Below are 21,149 nucleotides of genomic sequence, written 5' to 3' on the forward strand. Positions count from 1 at the left end.
AACGGCTCCATCAGGGAGCCACCCCCACTCCTACCTCATTCATTTCTATCTTTGCGGTAGTTGCAGTTGGCGTAGTAGCTTCTAATTTAATAAAACGTGCCTGCACTTTCCGGTCGAAAGCAACCGTCTGCGGCAACGGATTATGCATGATATTACTGAACTCCCCATGGGTAGGAACCTCTTTCCACCTCTTACCATCCTCACTCACAAAGAATTTGTAACGGAATGCCATCGTCGGTTTTGCCTCTGCCTTTGCAGGAGCATACGTGAAACTGCTCAAGGTGACCGTTTTCCCCAAATCAATCGTTAAGGGAGAGGCAGCAACCTGTTTCCATCCGGAGCGCGGCAAATGATTCCACTCTTCTTTCGTTGCCTCTTCCTGCAAAGGTTCCGCATAATAAGCTGCCACCCGGCTCACATAAGCAGTCGACCGGCACCCGTCTATTTTCACACGAAGCTTGCGGGCCTTCACTGCCGGGAAACGCACCATGCGCTTATACCCTATCGTCGTACCTTTTCCAACTACCTTCCAGCCATGACCAGTCAGGGCTTCCAACGTAAAGGCCTCTACCCGTTGCCCTTTCGTTATATCCTCCTGAAGCATCACTACGTTTATCTCTGCATCCGGCTTCAATGAATAAACCTTTTCACCACCGGAAGTCACATCCCAACATTTTCGGCCCTTCACCACCTTGTCGGCGGAGAACACCCGCTCACGATAAGCTGCAAATTCATTCAATCGCCGCACATCGGCTTCATGAATCACTCCCCTACGATCCGGAGGAATATTCAACAACAGAACGGAATTATAACCCACCGATTGGAAATAGATATCCGCCAGATGTTTCAACGACTTCACTTTGCCGTCTTCTTCCGCATGATAGAACCATCCCGGACGAATGGATACGTCCACTTCCGAAGGATACCAGAATAACTCCGTAGCCTTCTCCAACATCTTACGGCTTCCCAAATCCTCCGCTTTACTAAAAACTCCCAGACGATCATTATTCTCCTGCGAACGGGCATATATACCGGGAGCCAGCACAGTCGCACTCCATTCCGTTTCACGTCCCAATCCTTTTTCGTTGCCTACCCAGCGGACATCATCCCCCATAATTGCCATCACCGCTTTGGGCTGAAGGCGTTGGATGGTTTGATAGAAAGCATCCCAATCATACACCTGTTTCTTTCCGTTCGGCCCTTCCCCATTCGCTCCATCGAACCAAACTTCATGCACTTCGCCATAATTGGTCAGCAGTTCGGTCAGTTGCCGGATAAAAAATTCATTGTAACGGGGAGAGTCTCCATAACATTCCGCATTCCGGTCCCAGGGAGAAAGATATACTCCAAACTTCATATCGTATTTGTCACAGGCAGCCCGAAGTTCCTTCACCACATCGCCTTGTCCATTTTTCCAGGGAGAAGAGGCTACCGAATGTCCGGTAGTCGCCGTAGGCCACAAACAGAACCCATCGTGATGTTTGGCAGTCAGAATCACCATTTTAAAGCCGGCTTCCTTGAGCGTACGCACCCACTGTTCAGCATCCAGTTCCACCGGGTTAAAGAGTGCGGGATCCTCTTTTCCATCGCCCCACTCACGTCCGGTAAAAGTGTTGATTCCGAAATGGAGGAAGGCGGTCAGCTCCAATTGTTGCCAGGCATATTGCTGCGGAGTGGGTACCAGCCGTGCCGCCATATCGACTTTCTGCTCGAGAGTGGCCCCTTGAGGAAATTCAACATGCTTCACATAATGGTTTTCTTTTTTCTGCGCCTGCACTCCGCTCATGAGAGCCACAGACAAAAAAAGAGAGATCAGGAGTTTATTCATTGCCAATTGATTATTGATATTCTACAAAGATACAACAAAATAACCGGATTCGGAAAAAAAGAAGGCACTATTTTACAAAATAATGCCTCCGTGAAATAGAGCCTCTGTTCGAGTCGAGCAGAGCCTCTGTTCAGGTGAAATAAAGGCTCTGTTTAGGGCAAACAGCGGCTCTGTTTGAATGTAAAATCCTTACAAAAAAGCGAGCCACCAAACGAGCCACCCCAAAAGTCGGTTCAACTACTTGTCCGTCAATCGTTTGCAGCGATCGAAAAAAAACAGAAAAGCCACCAAACGAGCATATATAAATACTAAAATATAATAATTATATAAATATAGTTCGCTCGACACACTTTTTCTGTGTTTTGTGAACGGAAAAAGAAAGACACATCCGATTGGTTCCGTATTTATTTCACCGGATAAAGGGTAAACTCAAAACTCTGTTTCTTTAACGGAACCAGGTATTGCGGTAATACTCCGGGACCACAAGTGGCCGTTCCCACACCTGCCTGTTCGGCATCCAGATGTACAGTCAGCAATCCGTCACGTTCCAGCTCATTGATATGGCGGGCTTTCTCCAATAATACATCCGAGAAAGGAATAACACTAAACTGGAAAGCACGATTTGATTCCACAAAGAGACCTTCGCCGGAAGCATTTGCCAACTTCGCCCAGCGTACATCGGTGCGGTTACCTGTAGACTGCGGGGCAACATAGTAATGGAACATCCGTTCCGATGTGGTTTGATAGACACCGATTTTGCCCGACTGATTGCGGTCGATGTATGTTTCATTCTCTCCACGTCCGAGATAAGAAATCCGATCGTAGGCATTCGCCACCCGGAATGTCACTCCCAAGCGTGCCATTGACTTCACGATGGTCGTGTCGGGTTCGAAGGTAGTAGATACTTTCAATGCACCATTTTTATCCAACAAATAAACAAAATCGGCAGTTCCAATCTTTTGTGCTTTCGCATTTAGAATCTCCACACGGGCAGTGGTCGAACGCTTGTCCTCTTTCAGTGAAACGACCTTTTGGGTCAGATGATCCAATCCTGCACTACGCCACAGACGTGCGCCATTCCTATCCCGGTTGTCATTATCCGTTACCGGTCGGAAAAGGCTCAATGTCAGCGGAGAAGCCAATAAATCTTTACCGTCTAAGTTCAATGAAGTCAGCGCTCCCGTTTGCTTGTCAACGGTGAAAGTCGTCTCACCCGCTTTTTGCGGACGGTAGCCTGTATACCTCTTATTACCGGCAAGCACAAACTGGTCGTATGCCACTTCCCACTCCTTATCTATCAGTAAAGAAGCTTCCCGACGGGTCCAGCTGATATTCAGATAAGCCTCACGGAGTGTATCCGGAAGTTTGACAGCACCCAGAGTCACATCAACGGTGGCGTGCGGCTCGCAGTCAACCGTTTTCGTACCTTCCGCCAATACCTTGCCATTATCTGCCGTCACATTCCAGTTCAGTATATACTCGTTCAAGTTAGAGAAGTCGTACCAGTTCTTAACACGGATAGTCAGATTCTTCCGATGGGTCAGCGTTGCTTTGATGTTCTGATAAACTTTCTTTACTTCGAGCAAATGCGGGTGCGGTTCGCGGTTGGCGCCCACCAGACCGTTACAACAGAAGTTGCCGAAACTCGGAACTCCTTCCGGTCCGTAATCACCGCCATACGTCCAGTACCATTTACCGTTCTTGTCTATTTCACGGAACGACTGATCCACCCAGTCCCAAACACAGCCGCCTTGTGCCATCGGATTGTTTTCAAACACCTCCCAGTATTCCTTCAGTCCACCACAACTGTTACCCATTGCGTGGAGGTATTCGCAAAGAATGAAAGGACGATAGATGTCTTTCTTGTTTACATACGCTTGGATGTCGTCCACACTGCGGTACATGCGGCAGTAAATGTCTGTGTTATAGTTCAATTCGGCACGTTCATACTGCACGGGACGCGTCTTCTCTACCGATTTCAGCCAGTCGTAGGTGCGTTCGAAGTTGATTCCGTTCCCCGCTTCATTTCCCAACGACCAGATAACGATGGCCGGGTGATTTTTGGAACGTTCATACATACGTTGGGTGCGGTCCATGTGTGCGGTCAGCCAGGTACTATCCTTGGCAAGAGAAGCAGGGCCATATCCCATTCCGTGAGATTCGATGTTTGCCTCATCAATCATGTACAATCCGTAACGGTCGCAAAGTTGATACCAGTATGGATGCGTGGGATAATGCGAGTTACGTACGGTGTTGATATTGTGCCGCTTCATCAATTGGATGTCCTGTTCCATCAGCTCCTTGCTCACGGTACGTCCCTGTTGGGAGTGTTCGTGGCGGTTGGTTCCCTTCACCAGTACCGGAACGCCATTGATACAGAAGCGCCCTTCTTTGATCTCCGAGGTACGGAAGCCTACTTCACAGCCGGTCAGTTCGGTGACCTTGCCTTGTGCATCTTTCAGCTCGAGCACTAATGTGTAAAGATAAGGATGCTCCGCGCTCCAAGCCTTTACAGCGGGCAATTTCTTTTCGTCAAATGCGATAAAACTGCTCAATCCGCGGGATTTTATCCGGACAGCATCCTGCAAAACAGCTTTGCCTTCAGCATCTTTCAGCGTATAAGCTATGGAAGAAGCAGTAGCGGAAGGTCCTTCTACGGTCACTTCAAGGCCGAAAATACCATCTTTGTATGTCTCTTTTTCCAAAGAAGCATTCAGTTGATAGTCTGCAATGTACTGCTTGGGGGTACTGTAAAGATACACATCACGTTCAATGCCACTCAACCTCCACATATCCTGACACTCCAGATAGGCACCCGCACTCCAGCGGTACACCTCCAAAGCAACCACATTTTCGCCTTCATTCAGTACGTCTGTGATATCCCATTCGGCAGCTGTCTTCGATCCCTGATTATATCCCAGAAACTTTCCATTCACCCATACATAATAGAAAGAGACAACCCCTTCACAACAAAGTACCACCCTGCGTCCTTGCCAGTCGGCAGGCACTTTGAAAGTACGGCGGTAGGAGCCGACTTCATTCTCTGCATAAGGTACCAACGGGGGATTCTTTCGGAAGTTGAACATTTTATCATCAAACTCGTAGGTCTCGTTGACATAGATCGCCGTACCATACCCCTGCGGTTCCCAGTTACCGGGCACGTGAATGTCCGCCCATCCTCCTGTATAATAAGACGGTTGGTAAAACTCTTTCGGACGGTTATCGGGATTCTTCACCCAATGAAACTTCCACTTCCCATTCAGGCTCATATAGAAAGGAGAGTGTTCATAGCCTCCCGGCTTTTCAATGTCTGCCACATTGGCGTAAGGCCATACATAGGTGTGAGGAGCAAGCTTGTTCAGTCCCACGGCATACTGACTTTGCCATTCGGGCAACGGCTGTTGCTGCGCTAAAGTGAAAGTAGTAGCAGCCAGTACGGCCGATAAGATTAAAAAAGTTCGTTTCTTTAAGTTGTTCATGATCAAGTATTCATTATTAATTTAGTTCATACTGTTGCTTTGTCAATCCGTCTCATCCGTGCCTCCGATAACCGGTATTGATTATTCAATCATTAGTTCATCCCAGTAAACTCTCGCCTCTTGTCCCGGGCGTACATGATCGGCAGGACATGCTCCCGCCCCTTCAGCCGTTACACGGACATATCTTGCTTCCGTTCCTTTCATATCCGCGGAGACATCTTCGATAAAGGTTCCTTCACGGAAAATCTCTTCAGCAGTAAAGTGCAGACCGGCTATCTCACGGTAGGTCTCGTTATCATCCGAAACTGCTATGCGGATCGATTTCGGTTGATGCACCGCCATGCCGTAGTTGGTGATACAACCCATGGTGAACGTATTCAATTTCTCTTTTTGCAGCAAATCTATCGTGAAAGAAATAGAATCGCTCTTCTCCCAACAACACCATTCAAAGTCTGTATACTTCAAGCTGCCACGTACCCCGTTTGTCAAAAGTTTCTCATTCGGTTTATTTCCGAGAATCGGTTTGCCGGTCGCTTTGTTCCAAACAATAGGCAATACAAGTGTCTGCCCCATCTGCTCCCCTTGTACAAAGGTAGCACTTCGAATGGTTTGAGTCGTCGTTACCGTGAATGAACCGGTATACAAGGGTGAAGTTGCCGTCGGCTCACTGCCATCTACCGTATAACGGATTTCCACATCGGGACGGATACATTCCAGCTTCACTTGCAACACCCCGTTTTCGGGAGTCACTTTGTGTTGGATATTATACATGGAACGGGCATAAACAATTCCTTTCCCGGCAAGATGCTCATTATACCTGTCCATTCCTTTCAGGAACAAAGCCCAGTCTTTCTGATCCGGTTGTGTCCAGGCAACTTCCGCCACTGCCGCCAGGCGGGGGAATAGAAGATACTCCACATCTTCCGGTTTGTTACAGAACTCTGTCCACATCGAACCTTGCACCCCCATCAATAAGGAAGCATATTCCGGTTTCCAATCTTTTTGCACCGGCTCGTAGTCATACACATCTTTCAGTGTGTTATTTCCAAAGTAGGTCAATGGCTCGAACCACTGTGGTCCCTGGTAACGAATCAAATACATGATGCGTGCCGGAGTCATGATAAACCGATGTCCTTTTTCGGCCGCTTTCAATGCAGCCTGTCCGAATCCCTGCCAACCTAGAATGATTGAGTTGTCAGGCAGAAAACTGCTATTGGTCAGTTCATCCCAGCCGATCACCTCCCTGCCTTTACTACGTACATAATCACTGATCCGCTTCATGAAGTATCCCTGTAAATCTTCTTCGTTAGCCAGCCGTTCCTTTTTCATCCGTGCCTGACACAACGGACACTGTTTCCAATGTCTCTTTTGGGCCTCGTCACCCCCTATATGAATATAACGTGAAGGGAATAATTCCATGATTTCATCCATCACATTTTGTAAAAAGGTGAAGACACGATCATTTCCCGCACAATAAATGATTTCGGCATTTCGTCCTCCCAGACCGGGCAGTACACCGATATACTCTTTCACTACCGGACAAGCCAGTTGGGGATAAGCCGCCAACGCAGCATTGCTATGGGCAGGCATATCTATTTCGGGCACAATCTCCACCTGACGCTCGGCAGCATAAGCCACCATCTCCCGAATCTCCTCTTGGGTATAGAAACCTCCTACCGGAGTCGGTTCTCCCTTTTTCGGATTACGCCGGGCGGGAAAAGGTAAATCCTGACGATCCACCCGCCATGCACCGACCTCTGTCAACCGGGGATATTTCTTTATTTCCACCCGCCAGCCGTTGTCGTCTGTCAAATGGAAATGAAGGGTATTCAGTTTAAGCATTGACATACAATCAATGATACGCAATACATTTTCTTTGGGAATAAAGAAACGGGAGGCGTCCAACAGTAATGCCCGGTATCCGAAACGGGGCTCATCCCGGATGGTCACCACCGGAATGCTCCACTCCTGATGCTTGTCCGACAAGCTTTCTCTCTCAATGGCGGGAGGAAGGAGTTGGCGAATTGTCTGCAAGGCATAGAAAAAGCCTTTGTTATCCGAAGCTTTAATAACGATCTCTTGGGGAGAAACTTCCAAAGAATAGGCTTCACTCTTCAAAGAAGGATCCGTCAGCAAACGGACATTCCCCTCTCCTCCTACATTCAGTTTGGGAGTAAAACCGGCCGTACGGGTAAATAACGCAATCAAACTCCCGGCAACTTTCGCCTGCTCCTCATTCTCCACTGCAAAAACTGTCTGATCGGAGAATAAATGGTTGCCACTGCCCGGTATCATCTGTACCGGGCGTGGGACCATCGAAATACTGTTTGTTACGTTTGTATGATCACATCCGGTCAACATGGATGCCAGAAGTCCGGTCAACAGTATGAAGGTATATCTTATCATGATAGTATTTCAGGGTTATCCCTTGTCTCTCTCAGGGGAGAATCGGACAGGGTCGTTATATTGTTCTTGTAGTTTCAACATCTCTTCTTTCAGCTCTTTCACTACCGGTTCGTATTCAGGCTGTTCGTAGAGGTTATGCATCTCTGTCGGGTCTGCCTGCATGTCATAGAGCTCCCACCAATTGATATCATTATAGAAATGAATCAATTTATAGCGCTCTGTACGTATTCCATAGTGGCGTTTCACCATGTGTTCGGCGGGATATTCATAGAAATGATAATAAAGTGCCTTGCGCCAGTTCTTCGGATGCTCTCCTTTCAACAGAGGAACAAGAGAGACTCCCTGGATGTCCGATGGCACCTCCGCTCCTGCCAGTTCGAGGAAAGTAGGCGCATAGTCGATGTTCTGCACCATTTCGGTGATATCCCCTCTACGATCGAAGCCCTTCGGCAAGCGCATGACAAGCGGTGTGCGCATGGACTCTTCGTACATAAAACGTTTGTCGAACCAACCATGTTCGCCCATATAGAAGCCCTGGTCGGAAGTATAGACTACGAGTGTGTTATCCAGCCATCCTTTTTCTTTCAGGTAATCGAGCACACGGCCGACATTATCATCCAGCGACTTTACCGTCTTCATATAGTCACGCATATAACGTTGGAACTTCCAATTGACGAGGTCTTTGCCTTGCGGATTCCGTTGGTAGAAGTCATCGATAATCGGACCATAGAATTTGTCCCATGCAGCACGCTGTCCTTCGTCCATTCTGCCCAAGAATCTTTCATACAGTGACTTTAACCGTGAGCTTTTGTCGGGACGCAGCATTTTGAGGTCATAGATCATATCCATATCTTTCACGATGCTCATTTCTTGTGCGGCAGCAGCCGGACGACCTTCATACTCATCAAAGAAGTTATCCGGCAATGGGAAAGTCTTGTCCTCATACAAAGCCAGATTGCAGGTATCCGCCATCCAGTTACGATGGATAGCCTTGTGATGAATCAAAAGGCAGAAAGGCTTTTGCTGATCACGTTTATTCTCCATCCAGTCAATGGCATCATCCGTGATAAGATTAGTGATATAGCCGTGTTTCTGAATAGTATCATTGTTCTGCGTGATGAAGTGCGGATTATAGTAGTCTCCTTGTCCGGGGACGATTTGCCAGTAATCAAATCCTGACGGCAAGCTCTCGAGATGCCATTTACCAACCAATGCGGTCTGGTAACCGACTTTCCTCAATAGTTTAGGGAAAGTCTGTTGAGAACTGTCGAAAACGCAAGTGGTATTGTCATAGAATTTGTTTGCACAGCTATGTTTGCCCGTGATCATACAGGCGCGGCTGGGACCACTTAAAGAATTAGCTACAAAACTTTGTGTAAAACGTACTCCATCGGCAGCAATACGATCGAGGTTCGGTGTTTCCATGTAGCGTGTGTCATAACAGCTCATCATCTGAGCCGTATGGTCATCTGTCATGATATAGACAATGTTCAAAGGTTTCTGTTCCGCAGTTTTTTGCTTGCCGGCACAAGAAACAAGGGAAGCTGCAGTAGCTACTCCCGCTAAAGGAAAGAATAAGTTGGATTGCAGTTTTTTCATAAATACTATTTTATATTAAGATTACAGCAGCAAAGATAGAGAAAGTTATCCATTCGGACTTCCACCCATCAGCAATTAATATCCCATATTCTATCAATCTTTTTATTATTGCATCAACAAATACGGGAAATCACTAATTACTTGCGCTATACTTAATAAGTGATACAAAGGGGGATTCTCCCCCTTTTGATTGATTGAAGGATATTTATGCCATTAAAAAATCCAATGGCAAAGCAGACCTTTTACTCTCCTGCTTCGGGAATCGGTTTGATCTTATCCGCCAGTGCACTCCAGCTCGTTTTGTATGCTTCCACTTTATCCGTTGCCACAAAGATGGATTCCAAAGCATCGCATCCCTCGAAAGCCGAAGCATTATATCCTAAGGTGGTTGCCGATAAAATAGTCAGGCTTTTTAAAGCAACACAGTTCTTGAATGCCGAATTGAAAATATTAATGGTCCCCCTTGGAAGAATAATTGTTTCAATGGATGTGTTCTTGTCCTGTTCCGGAATAGCAGGAAGATTTATATAAAATGCGTTAGCTGGAATAGCAGCACTATATGTCAATTCCGAAAAATCAATATTTACGATGTCACTCGATCTCTTCAGAGGTGCAGCGATGTGATCTCTAAAACTTGGAGCTCCTCCGGAACACGTTCCTGTCACCTTAACACTCGATACCCCCTCCGGTATGGTGATTTCCGCACCTGTATATTCGATAGTAGTCCACTGGATCCCCGGATCTGTAGCAGCCTTAAACGTCACAGTCTTAATTACTGTCTGAGTTTCTCCATCCGAAAGCAAGAAGGCGACTGTAGCTTCTCCGGTTGCCGGATAAACCACTTTCAATTTTGTGTCATTTCCCGAACCGGTCACCTGGATTGTCCAGTTTGAAGGATTGGTATCCAACATTCTCATGATACAGCCTTCCGGAAGCACTATCGGATAAATCTCTTCTCCTGCGGTCTCTTTACTATATTCCGCTGCTAAATAGCCATTCCAGTTGATATATTTAGGAAGCTCTACCGTTATACCTCCGTTCAATGTAATCGTAACAACATTTCCCGATTGAGTAACGCCTGTCACAGGATGGGCAACCGGATATGACGGTATCGTCACTGAGTTATCACCAATGATTAATTTAGTAGAACCATCCTGATTGGTTTCCATCTTGATAGCATCCCCATTATTTACGTAAATAGTTTTACCATCTATCTGCAAGGGTTCACCGCCCAATGTCCAATACCATTTACCATCATCGCTTTTATCCACACCGATACTTTCTTCATTTGTTCCACTCACCTCACCGTCTTTGTTGTAAAACAACGTAATGGGAGCTGCATGAAGGAATGAGATTTTATACCCTTCCGTTCCATCCTCTTTTGTCACCTTCTCTACATCGGTAATATAATCCGTAGCAGTAAGAATTCCCTGCAAGGAATTCAGTTGCTCAACCACTGTCTTCTGCCATTTCTCCAAAGCGGAAATTCTCTCTTCCTGTCCGTTGACTGCATCCCACAACTCTCCGTCATCATAGCTACAACTGCCTAATAAAGTTGCCGCAAACACTACACATAAAATTGATTTCAGTTTCATATTATTATCTTATTAAAAAGGTTTATTTATTCAGTTCATTAATAAAGGATCAGATCTTTCCGATATGGCATATCATGATCGGTATAGGTATCGTCGATATAGAAACGAACCCAGTCTATCTCCATGCGGGGAATCAGCGCATTCGGATTATTTTTCAACATATTCCTTGCTGTCAGGTAACTCATCTCCATGGATGGATAATTCGGAGCCTGTTTACCTAGGAACATCATCGTCAGAATGTAATAAAGCCCCTCACTGTTTACTTTATCTGTAAACGGCCATCTGGCACCATTAGCCAACGCTTGTGCTTCAGTTATAGTGATTGTAGTCTTACCATTGACTCCCATACGCACGGTCTGATTATCCACCCATTCCATCCAATAGATCTGGAACTGATCTATTGTTCCCGCAATGTCGGTTACGGCAACAGTCGGATTATAATGCCGGCTTCCCCCTGTTCCGGGAGCTGTGTTTCCGATATGGAAAGTTTGTTCCACCGATCTTCTATAACTTAAGTTCCCATGTTTGGTATTATTCTCCATCACATCTATCTCTCCGAAATCAGGCCAGTTATTCCACTGCGAGTCCCCTCCTACCTGCTCATTACCCTGGAGCCAGATGCCTGGTAACATTCCGCTATTTTCTGCGCCACGAATACGTGCGCGCGTCTCGATGCGCATGCCGGGATAAATACGGATGTTAGAGGATGCCCAGGTAGGACTATTTACATTTCCCCGCATGAACTTACAGGAATAAAAAGCAGAAGTTCCAAAATCTTTAGTACCATTATTCCCCGGAGTACGCTCTTTCAGTGAAATCATTCTCAAATAACCTTCGTCTGTAACCCATGCATATTTAGCATTATCCACAGAGCCTGCAGTTTCTACCGCGGCTGTATTCTGGTCAGCAAAACCTAAAGGATATTCATTACTTACATACGTCTTATCATTGCTTTCTTTCCTCGTTAAACAGGAAGATATTTTATGAAACTCGTATGCACGGAAGAATTTCCACTTTCCTTCCGGAAGCACTTTTCCACTATTCGGATGAGGATCGCCCTCATTCATCACCTGATAATTAGTCTGTCCCCAAGCTTTCACAGCAGCTTCATTTTTGGGTGAAACAAATAACTGGTCTGCATCTTCATATAGCCAGCGTTCATCTCTCACCTCACTGCCCATATTTTTATGAATATCAATCTTCTTTATTGTCAACTTCGTAGCCTGCAAAGGATAACGGCTAAGAGCAGGCACTGTAGCAAGCTCAAGCGTCAATTCTTCATCTTCGGTAGTATTCACTTCTTTTATCATAGTAACCGGCGCACTTTCTACCGAGTTGGATCCGGCAGGAATAGTCAATTCCGAAGGAAGATTTCCATACCGTTCTCCTTCTCCGGCTTTAGGAGTAACAGTAATGGTAAGTTTGTCTTTCAATGTAGTGTTGACAGAAGCTACCAATACAAAAGTCTGTCCCTCCTTCACCGTATTATCCACATTATTCTTCAACGCAACTTTCGAGTAGTGGTAATCGCTGACAGTGACAATCTGCAGAGCACCTGCCATTCTATATCCACGTGCAAATGCTGATATTTCAACAGAACGTTCTCTATTCAGTCCCTCTTTCTTTACAGGAATCCGGACGGTTTTAGTCGCCTCTCCCTGCTTCATGGTAACCACCGGTGGAAAATCATCAAATACCAACCGATCAACAGCTTTCTTATCAGTGGTGGCACTCAATCTGATATTCAGATCTTCATTCATCACCTTTTTTCCTTCCTTCGTACCTGTCACGTCAAAAGTGATTTCCAGCACCTCTCCCATTACCAAATCTGTACTGTTCAATGTCATCTTTAAAGGTACAGGTTCTGCCAACGGGCTTACATTATCATCGTCAGAACATCCCGACATACTCACTGCCACTACTATAAGCAACATCCACAAATATGTCCATTCTAAAATCTTTTTCATACAGTATATCTTTAATTATAAAGTCTATGATTATTACTTCCACCCCGGATTCTGCTTCATCTGCTTATTCAGTTCCAGTTCACTTGGAGGAATAGGTAACAGATAGTCTCTCTTAGGATTGAATTGATAACCACCCGGTATCAACTCCTGCAAAGGATCCATCCATCCGTCACCATCGACCAATACTTTGGCTAATGCTTCATGCTTATCTTCCGCAAATGATTTGTATAAAACACCATCATGTCCTAAATATGCCCCTTTGCCACGTTTGCCAACAATTACCTTATCAGCAGCCCAACGCATCAGATCATCCAGACGATATCCCTGTAATGCCAGTTCCACACGACGCTCACGACGAATCTCTTGCATAACGGGAGTCAACGTATAACCATAATCCGTAAAGTTAGGATCTATGACAGGCTTCACATAAGCCACTCCGGCACGTGCACGCAGAGGCTTCAATGTTTTATTCAACACTTCCTCATCACATTTGCCCAGTTCCTCGGCAGCTTCGGCATAGCTCAATAACGCATCCGCATAACGCATAAGTACCAATCCGGTTTCACAACTCCCCGAAACGTATGTCGTATCTACTCCGAGACGGATGTGATACCCCGTTACATTTTTAGCATTACCATCACCTGCCAGAAAAGGAGGATTGATTGTTGGATCACCGATAGCAGCGTCCGCCACTTTCATCGGACGAGAACCTTTCGCAGTAGATTTAAACTTATAGCCACTGCTCATGATGGTTTCCGTGAGACGCAAATCCCGGCTTTTAAAGGTTTCATTAAAATCCTTAAACTTGCTGTCATTCGGATCAACGGGCGTTCCATCGGCATTCAAATAGGTATTCACCAAGTCTCCGGCTATACCGGCAGGTCCATCCTGATCGACAATTCCTCCACCCACTAAACCGGTCAAAGCATGAAATACACCGTCAGCAATCGAATACTTTCTCCAGAACAACACTTCTGAAATGTTGGAATAATCTTTTTGATTAAACAAGCGCCCGTAAGCATCTCCCGGATTGACTACACCCCCATCGGTTTCTTTCGTATTCAGCTTTATACCTTGTTCGAAAAGCATATCTCCCCATCTCAACACTTCCCCAAAGAAATAAGCCGATTGGTCAGTGGCAGCCGCAAATTCATCGTTCTTATGGTACTTCTCCCAAGAACCTTCGTATAGCGCAACCTGCATGGCAAGCAACATAGCCGCCTCCTTACAAATACGCAAACCGCTGTATTTGCTTCTATCGAACAATAGCTTCTCTGCTTTGTCCAGATCTTCCAAGATAAATTTAGCAACCTCACCACGATCTTTCTGTGGGATCTGCAAGCCGGCTATGGTGGCATGTTCATCCCAGAAAGCATCCATAATAGGAATATTACCGAACTTCTTCAACTGAACAAAATGCCAGTAAGCCCGCAAAAAGTAAGCTTCGCCTTTCAATGACTTCACCTCTTCTGTTTCCATGTTTTCCGGCACCAAGTAATAGTGAAAGAAATAGTTCACATTACGCAAATTCTTATAACCGTTTTCCCAGTCTTCACTACTGGAAAACAAAGTTTCCTCACCATTGAGACGCTTATTGTAGATTTCAGAAAGAATATTATCACTGTTCTTTTCTTCTCCACGCACTCCCATACCGAATTTAGCCAATGAGGGAAGCGCTGTATAAAGCCCGTTGATATATCCACGCACTTGGGCTTCACCGGACAAGAACGATTCGTTGTTCGGCACGGTAAGCGGCTCACGATCCAGGAAGTCGGCACAAGAAGATACACATGTTCCAAGACCTGCCGTCAACACTATATATAAATAAAATCGTTTCATACTTCTCTGTTATTTATTTAAAAAGTAAAATCAAGACCAAATACAAAGTTTCTGTTCATCGGATATACTTTACCGTTACCGTTCTCATTGGCAGCGGAGGTAAGTCCCGGTGCCGTGGCATTGCTACCACCCGCCCAAGTATTTACCTGATTTAAGGTTTCAGGATCAAAAGCCTTAGGCAACTTAGTAATAGTGAACAGGTTGTCACATGTAAAATAGACTCTCAAATTTTCCAGTCTCATAGCTTTCAGAAGCTTCTTGTCGAATGTATAAGAGACGGTCAGGTTCTTCATACGCATATAGGCGGCATTGACCATATAACGTGTTGTATTGTAACCGATATTTGTATTATAATCTACAGTTTTGGGATCTGTCAGACGAGGTAGATACCCACGGGGATTCGACGGGCTAAAATAGTCGAGATGCTCTTTAAAGAAGTTCTTTCCACCAAAAAGATACGTACTTCCCGCCAATGCAAAATCACGTTTCGCCACTCCCTGGAACAGAGTAGAGACAGCGAATCCCTTATATCCCAAGTTCAAATTGATACCAAATGAATACTTAGGCGTAGCATTTCCGATTACCTTCAGATCGCCATGATCCTCCAATGTTCCTTTTCCCGGATCTACCTTACCATCACGGTTAGTATCCAGATATTTCAAATCACCCACTTGCCAAAGGTTGTCATTCTTAAAGAAAGAAAGGTCTTTGCTATTCAGATATGAATCGATCTCCTGATTGGTCATAAACAGGTCATCTGCTACGAATCCCCAGATTTCACCTATATCCATTCCTTCATAATAACCTTTGTTGCGATCCAAGCCGGTATGGTTGTTATAAATGATACCTTCGGGATTGTTATACTTCGTAATAACAGCCTTATAATTGAATAAATTGAATCCTATTCCATAACTAAAACCACATTTCAACCTATCCTGCCAGTTGACGGAGAGTTCCCAACCACGGTTACGAAGAGTAGCATTATTTATTTTGGCACGATCACCGGGCATGATACCGCTGACAGCCGGAATAGCTTCAGCAGGGCCAATCATGTCTTTGGTTGTCCGTTGATAAACATCAAACGTTACAGACAAACGATCTTTCAATAACATAAGATCCAAACCGAAGTTGGCGGTGTCCACCTTCTCCCATGTAATGTACGGGCTGATCATTTTCGGGGTTAATGAAATGGTTCCTTTACCTATCACATCCCCTCCTCCCGGAAGTAACCAGGCATTCACATTATTCGGGTCAAGACTCATCACTCCCAGATAATCATATAATCCGGCCCCATTCTGATTTCCCAGACGTCCATAAGAGACACGTACTTTGAATTGTGATACCGGCATATTCAAATCGGTAAAGTATTTAGTACGGGCAATGTCATAGCCGGCAGAAAAAGAGGGGAAGAATCCCCAACGATGTCCCGGAGCAAAGCGGGAAGAGCCGTCGTAACGTCCGCTAAGTTCCAAGAAATAAATATTCTGATAGTTCCAGTTGATTCGGGTATAAAATCCCATCGTAGCCCAGTGAGTACGAGCCTCTCCGGCATATACGGTTCCATCGGCATTGTCAAACGAATAAGTATCTTCGCTCAACATTCCATCTTTATACATATATTCACTGGAATTTTCTTGCAGTTCCATTTGATAACCCGCCATGACTTTAAAGTCATGATCCCCCCATTGATTCATATAGGTACTTGACAAACTGGGAGACAGGTAGTAATTGAAAGCACTACCGCGTGTCAGTGAGCCGAAACGTGTATTTTGCCACCTCATACCCGGATATTGATATCCCTGACGGTTGCCGGAAGTCTCTATAACCTGCCCGTTAGGCAATGCATGATTGCTTTTTTTCAGTTTGAAACTATTATTTTCCACATCCAGACGGGCTTTCATCTCTCCCATGATGTCCCATCCTTGCAACGGGGTAATAATAGCCGAGAAAGACAATGCATCCGAAACACGGTTCTGATTATAATTGGACTTCTTCAAATATAATAATTCATTCCAGGTCGGAGTGGAATACTCCGTCTGTTCAACGGGTAACTGAGTCACACGGGTCGGAGCCGTATTGGCTATCGTACCATAAAAGATAGTCTGATTAGCCATCGGGCGATTGAGGATGTTGATCGTTGCATTATTATTAAAGTGAAATTTCAACCAATCGGTTGCCGTAACCGAAAACTTAGTATTGATATTATATTTTTTCAGATCATCCTGAACCTGATCCATCAAACCCTCCTGATAAGTATATCCCAAACCGATGTAATAAGTGGATTTTTCTCCACCACCCTGCACACTCAAATTATGGGAATGACGTATCGCACGGTCTTTGAAATAATAATCAAACCAATCGGTATTGCCATACTGCACATTATCGGATGCAGCCCAACCGTCACCCGCTTGATTAGGACCGATACCGGGAAACTCTACAGAATAAGGACTATCCATAAATCCTTTCATCTTTTCGATGGTTGCATTTGAGATCTGTGCCGTACGCCCCATATTCACATCCCGCTGATTGCAATAGTTGGCATACTCTAATGAGTTCATCATTTGCGGCATATTAATAGGCGAACTGAACCCAACCGTTCCGCGATAGGTAACGCGTGTCTTCTCCTTCCTTCCGCTTTTGGTGGTAACCAATACGACTCCGTAAGCAGCACGGGCACCGTACACAGCCGATGCGGAAGCATCTTTCAGCACACTGATACTTTCGATATCGGCAGGATTGACATTCTGCATACTTTGTTCCACACCGTCTACCAATACATAAGGTTCGCCACCGTTGATAGAACCGACTCCACGAATATTAAATTTAATTTCAGCACCGGTCTCACCACCTACACCGTCCGCTGCAGCATCCGATGCAAAGTTCAAACCAGCGACATTGCCTTGCAGCGCGCTAGTCACATCGGTTACCGGACGATTGACAATCGCATCGGACTTAACAGTAGCCACGGCAGCCGTAATTGTATTACGTTTCTGCTTACCCATACCTACCACCACCACTTCATCAAGGACTTTCGTATCTTCTTTCATCACGAAACGATTACCTTCGAGCCGGGTCACTGTCACCGTCAAAGGAGTAAAACCTACATAAGAAATAGTCAACACATCACCCACCTTCCCTTTGATAGAAAAATTTCCATCCATATCAGTTAAGGTACCTTCCTGAGTTCCTTTAATCATGACCGTGCCACCGATAATGGTTTCACCCTTATCGTCCACCACTTGTCCTTTAATCATCCGTTGCTGTGCAAATGCTCCTGAAGGGAATAATAAGAGGAGCATCAGAAGAACAACAAAGCAGCCTTGTTTTTTCATAAGCTTCTTTCTTTTCATAATATTACTTGAATAATAAAGATTTTATTTATTAGCTAACAAAAATAAATCTCAGCGATTATTAATTTGAAAGAGTTCCTAGAAACTAGAAACCATGATTCGAGTTCCTGAAAAACCATGATTCGGCAACTCTTATCGGCTGCAAAAATAAAATGGCTATCAAAATAAGATGTTCCAAAATCGCTATTTTATATCCAATTTTATCTAAAATCATCCATTCCATCGATAAATGATAGCGATATAGACATCATTGAACACTTTTCAAGTCAAACAAGGAAATTTATAATTATAACAAGGACCGACTTCTCTTTTGAGCTGAATAGATGTTCCATTTTTTCATTTCCCGGAAGATAAAACGGCTATATACAAAAAGTAATCCGGCATAAAAAAGCATTGAGACCTATCCGACACTTTTGCCCGAAGCACGGTTGTTCGTAACCCCTCAAATCAGGTCCCCGTAGATTCACCACGCAGGCAAAAGCGGGTGGCACATAGACTTTGGGGTATTTACTTGTAGGTTGAAACACACCAGCATGCAAGCTGAACCAAACAGAGACTCTATTGAGGTAAAACAGAGGCTCTATTGAGGTAAAACAAAGGCTCTATTAGGGTGAAACAAAGGCTCTATTAAGGTAAAACAGAGGTTCTATTAAGGTAAAACAGAGGCTCCGTTTGGGTGAAATGCAAGCTCCGTTTCACTAAAGCAGAGGCTGAAATCATACACTTCTCATTCCGGTGTGCTTTCAGGCAAAACCTTCGGTGAAAAGGGGCTTTTTTCGTGTTCACTCCCGAGTATCGGTTTATGCGTATAGGGAGGGATAACTCCCTCTCTTTATTGGATGCTTTGGTATAGAAATCTCTCAGCTTTAGCCAATGTCTCCGGTTTACCGATGTCCATCAGTTGTAGATTCTCTGCAAGATAACCGGAATAGTTTATTTGCCGGCAAGTGGCCAGATAGAAATCCATAATAGAAAACTTCCCTTCCCAACGAAGCGTATCCATTAATTGGAAGATAGCAGGTGAAAGCACGTGGATACCGCTGAACGCATATTCCTGATAAAGTGAATGATCATAATGAAAACCTTCCGGTTTCACTTGTCCGGTATCTTTGTTGACCCACCCGCAAAGTCTCTGATCGGAATCAAAAAGAAGATAACGGGAAGTGTTACGCCGGCTTGCCAGCAAAGTAGCAACAGCACCACCTCGTAAATGAGATTCATATAATTCCTTCAGATTCACGTCTGAAAGAATATCTACATTATGTACCAGAAAAGGTTCATTGGAGTTTTCAAAAAAGGAACGGGCCTTCCTGACTCCTCCGCCTGTGTCAAGCAACAGGCTACGTTCGTCGGAGATATGTATGCTCAGTCCAAAATTTCCATTGGCCTTCAAGAAATCAAGTATCTGTTCACCCAAATGATGGATATTAATCACTATTTCCATGAATCCGGCAGCCTTCAGTTTTAAAATAACATACTCCAACATCGGACGCCCGGCTATCGGAACCAAAGCCTTGGGCATGGTATCGGTCAACGGTTTCAGCCGGCTGCCCAGACCAGCTGCAAATATCATAGCTTTCATTTGATCAGTTGCTTTCTTCTTTTTTCGGAATCACTATCTTCTTATACGGTTGCCTCAAACGTGCGTTCCATGTTCTGTTCCCGGTGCACCAGTTCGACTTTCACGCCAAATTTGCGGTTCAGATGCTCTGCCAGATGTTGTGCCGAGTAAACAGACCGATGCTGTCCTCCGGTACAACCGAAGCAGACAGATAAGTTGCTGAATCCACGTTCCATATATCGTTTCACGGAAGCATCCACCAACGCATACACATGTTCGAGAAACCGGAGAATCTCACCATCCTCTTCCAGGAAAGTAATCACGGGTTCATCCAACCCGGTAAAAGGCTTATAACGCTCATATTTTCCGGGATTATTCACGGCACGACAATCAAAGACATAGCCGCCTCCATTACCTGTCGGATCGTCAGGAATCCCTTTTTTATATGCAAAACTCATGACCTTGACAGTAAGCTGACGCTTTTTCAGCTCTTCTGTAAATTGTTTCAGTCCGGTGAGTTCCCGCAAAACCTTGCAAAGATACGGATATTCGGGATACTCTTCTTTTAGCAGTTCACGCAGGTTCTCAATCGCATAGGGAATACTTTGAATAAAATGCGGCTTCTTCTCGAAATAACCACGGAAGCCATAGGCCCCCAAGACTTGCAGTGTACGGAAAAGGACAAAGTGGCGCAGCTGACTATAAAAATAGGATTCGTCTATCGGCTGATATTTGCGGAGAGCCTCCATGTACTCTTGCAACAACTCCTTACGGAGACTATCGGGATATTTTGCTTTTGCCTGCCACAGAAAAGAAGCAATGTCATAATAAAACGGTCCCTTGCGACCACCTTGAAAATCAATAAGCCAAGGTTCCCCGTCCCTGATCATCACATTACGACTTTGAAAATCACGGTACATAAAAGTAGCGGAAGAACTACGTAACAACACATCGCCCATCTTCTGAAAATCATTCTCCAGTTTGTCTTCCTGAAACTCCATTCCGGTAGCTTTCAGAAAACAATATTTGAAATAATTCAAATCCCAAAGAATAGAACGCTGATTGAACTCCGGTTGGGGATAGCAACGGGAAAAGTCGAACCCGTCGGCACCGGCAAACTGAACAACGGGCAGTAAACGGATCGTCTTGCGAAGCAGTTCTTTTTCTTCCTCGGAGAATACACTGGTGGCACGGCCTTTCTCTATGGCATGAAACAATAAAGTATCACCTAAATCTTCTTGCAGGTAACAGTTTTTATCTTCCGATGCGATGTAAACTTCAGGAACCGGCAGACCGTTTTTACGAAAATGTCCTGCCATATAAAGAAAAGCTTCATTTTCCTCCACAGAGGTTCCATATACTCCAACCAGTGTTTGCACGCCCGTCAGACGGAAATAACGGCGGTTCGAACCGGAAGACGGTAATTCTGCAATGTTTTCAGCGGGAACACCTGTATATGACTGATAAAGTTTCTGTAGTTCTTCGGTAATCATAGTCGTATATTTTCAGGCAAAGATAAAGAATC

General features: G+C 45.0%; 10 protein-coding genes. All 10 read right to left on the reverse strand.

What is annotated here, in order from left to right:
- Positions 1-10 precede the first annotated feature (10 nt).
- Entirely contained in the window at positions 11-1,828 is a 1,818-nt protein-coding gene (locus tag AB9N12_RS02035; protein WP_369889270.1) for an alpha-L-fucosidase, read from the reverse strand.
- 404 nt (positions 1,829-2,232) lie between these two features.
- Positions 2,233-5,307 (reverse strand): glycoside hydrolase family 2 TIM barrel-domain containing protein, encoded by a 3,075-nt coding sequence (locus AB9N12_RS02040; RefSeq protein ID WP_369889271.1) that lies wholly within the window; start codon positions 5,305-5,307, stop codon positions 2,233-2,235.
- Between the two features lie 81 nt (positions 5,308-5,388).
- Positions 5,389-7,713 carry a family 20 glycosylhydrolase gene (locus AB9N12_RS02045; protein ID WP_369889272.1) on the reverse strand — a complete coding sequence of 775 codons (2,325 nt, stop codon included), beginning with the start codon at positions 7,711-7,713 and terminating at the stop codon, positions 5,389-5,391.
- A gap of 15 nt (positions 7,714-7,728) precedes the next feature.
- Entirely contained in the window at positions 7,729-9,312 is a 1,584-nt protein-coding gene (locus AB9N12_RS02050) for a sulfatase (RefSeq protein ID WP_369889273.1), read from the reverse strand.
- Between the two features lie 242 nt (positions 9,313-9,554).
- A complete protein-coding gene (locus AB9N12_RS02055) occupies positions 9,555-10,907 on the reverse strand; it encodes a PL29 family lyase N-terminal domain-containing protein (RefSeq protein WP_369889274.1) in 1,353 nt (450 codons plus the stop codon).
- A 38-nt stretch (positions 10,908-10,945) separates the two neighbouring features.
- Positions 10,946-12,874 (reverse strand): DUF5006 domain-containing protein, encoded by a 1,929-nt coding sequence (locus tag AB9N12_RS02060; protein WP_369889275.1) that lies wholly within the window; start codon positions 12,872-12,874, stop codon positions 10,946-10,948.
- Positions 12,875-12,907: 33 nt separating this feature from the next.
- A complete protein-coding gene (locus tag AB9N12_RS02065; protein WP_369889276.1) occupies positions 12,908-14,713 on the reverse strand; it encodes a RagB/SusD family nutrient uptake outer membrane protein in 1,806 nt (601 codons plus the stop codon).
- 17 nt (positions 14,714-14,730) lie between these two features.
- Complete coding sequence (locus AB9N12_RS02070; RefSeq protein WP_369889277.1) at positions 14,731-18,063, reverse strand: SusC/RagA family TonB-linked outer membrane protein; 3,333 nt, start codon at positions 18,061-18,063, stop codon at positions 14,731-14,733.
- Between the two features lie 832 nt (positions 18,064-18,895).
- A complete protein-coding gene (locus AB9N12_RS02075; protein ID WP_369889278.1) occupies positions 18,896-19,645 on the reverse strand; it encodes a nucleotidyltransferase family protein in 750 nt (249 codons plus the stop codon).
- A gap of 41 nt (positions 19,646-19,686) precedes the next feature.
- Entirely contained in the window at positions 19,687-21,117 is a 1,431-nt protein-coding gene (locus tag AB9N12_RS02080; protein WP_369889279.1) for an RNase adapter RapZ, read from the reverse strand.
- Positions 21,118-21,149 lie beyond the last annotated feature (32 nt).

This window comes from Bacteroides sp. AN502(2024), assembly GCF_041227145.1.
Classification (GTDB): Bacteria; Bacteroidota; Bacteroidia; order Bacteroidales; family Bacteroidaceae; genus Bacteroides.

Bases quoted from the DNA above. Each gene is read 5' to 3' on its own strand.
- AB9N12_RS02070 (WP_369889277.1), bottom strand. From the start codon at position 18,063: ATGAAAAGAAAGAAGCTTATGAAAAAACAAGGCTGCTTTGTTGTTCTT.
- AB9N12_RS02060 (WP_369889275.1), bottom strand. From the start codon at position 12,874: ATGAAAAAGATTTTAGAATGGACATATTTGTGGATGTTGCTTATAGTA.
- AB9N12_RS02065 (WP_369889276.1), bottom strand. From the start codon at position 14,713: ATGAAACGATTTTATTTATATATAGTGTTGACGGCAGGTCTTGGAACA.
- AB9N12_RS02050 (WP_369889273.1), bottom strand. From the start codon at position 9,312: ATGAAAAAACTGCAATCCAACTTATTCTTTCCTTTAGCGGGAGTAGCT.
- AB9N12_RS02055 (WP_369889274.1), bottom strand. From the start codon at position 10,907: ATGAAACTGAAATCAATTTTATGTGTAGTGTTTGCGGCAACTTTATTA.
- AB9N12_RS02075 (WP_369889278.1), bottom strand. From the start codon at position 19,645: ATGAAAGCTATGATATTTGCAGCTGGTCTGGGCAGCCGGCTGAAACCG.
- AB9N12_RS02080 (WP_369889279.1), bottom strand. From the start codon at position 21,117: ATGATTACCGAAGAACTACAGAAACTTTATCAGTCATATACAGGTGTT.
- AB9N12_RS02035 (WP_369889270.1), bottom strand. From the start codon at position 1,828: ATGAATAAACTCCTGATCTCTCTTTTTTTGTCTGTGGCTCTCATGAGC.
- AB9N12_RS02045 (WP_369889272.1), bottom strand. From the start codon at position 7,713: ATGATAAGATATACCTTCATACTGTTGACCGGACTTCTGGCATCCATG.
- AB9N12_RS02040 (WP_369889271.1), bottom strand. From the start codon at position 5,307: ATGAACAACTTAAAGAAACGAACTTTTTTAATCTTATCGGCCGTACTG.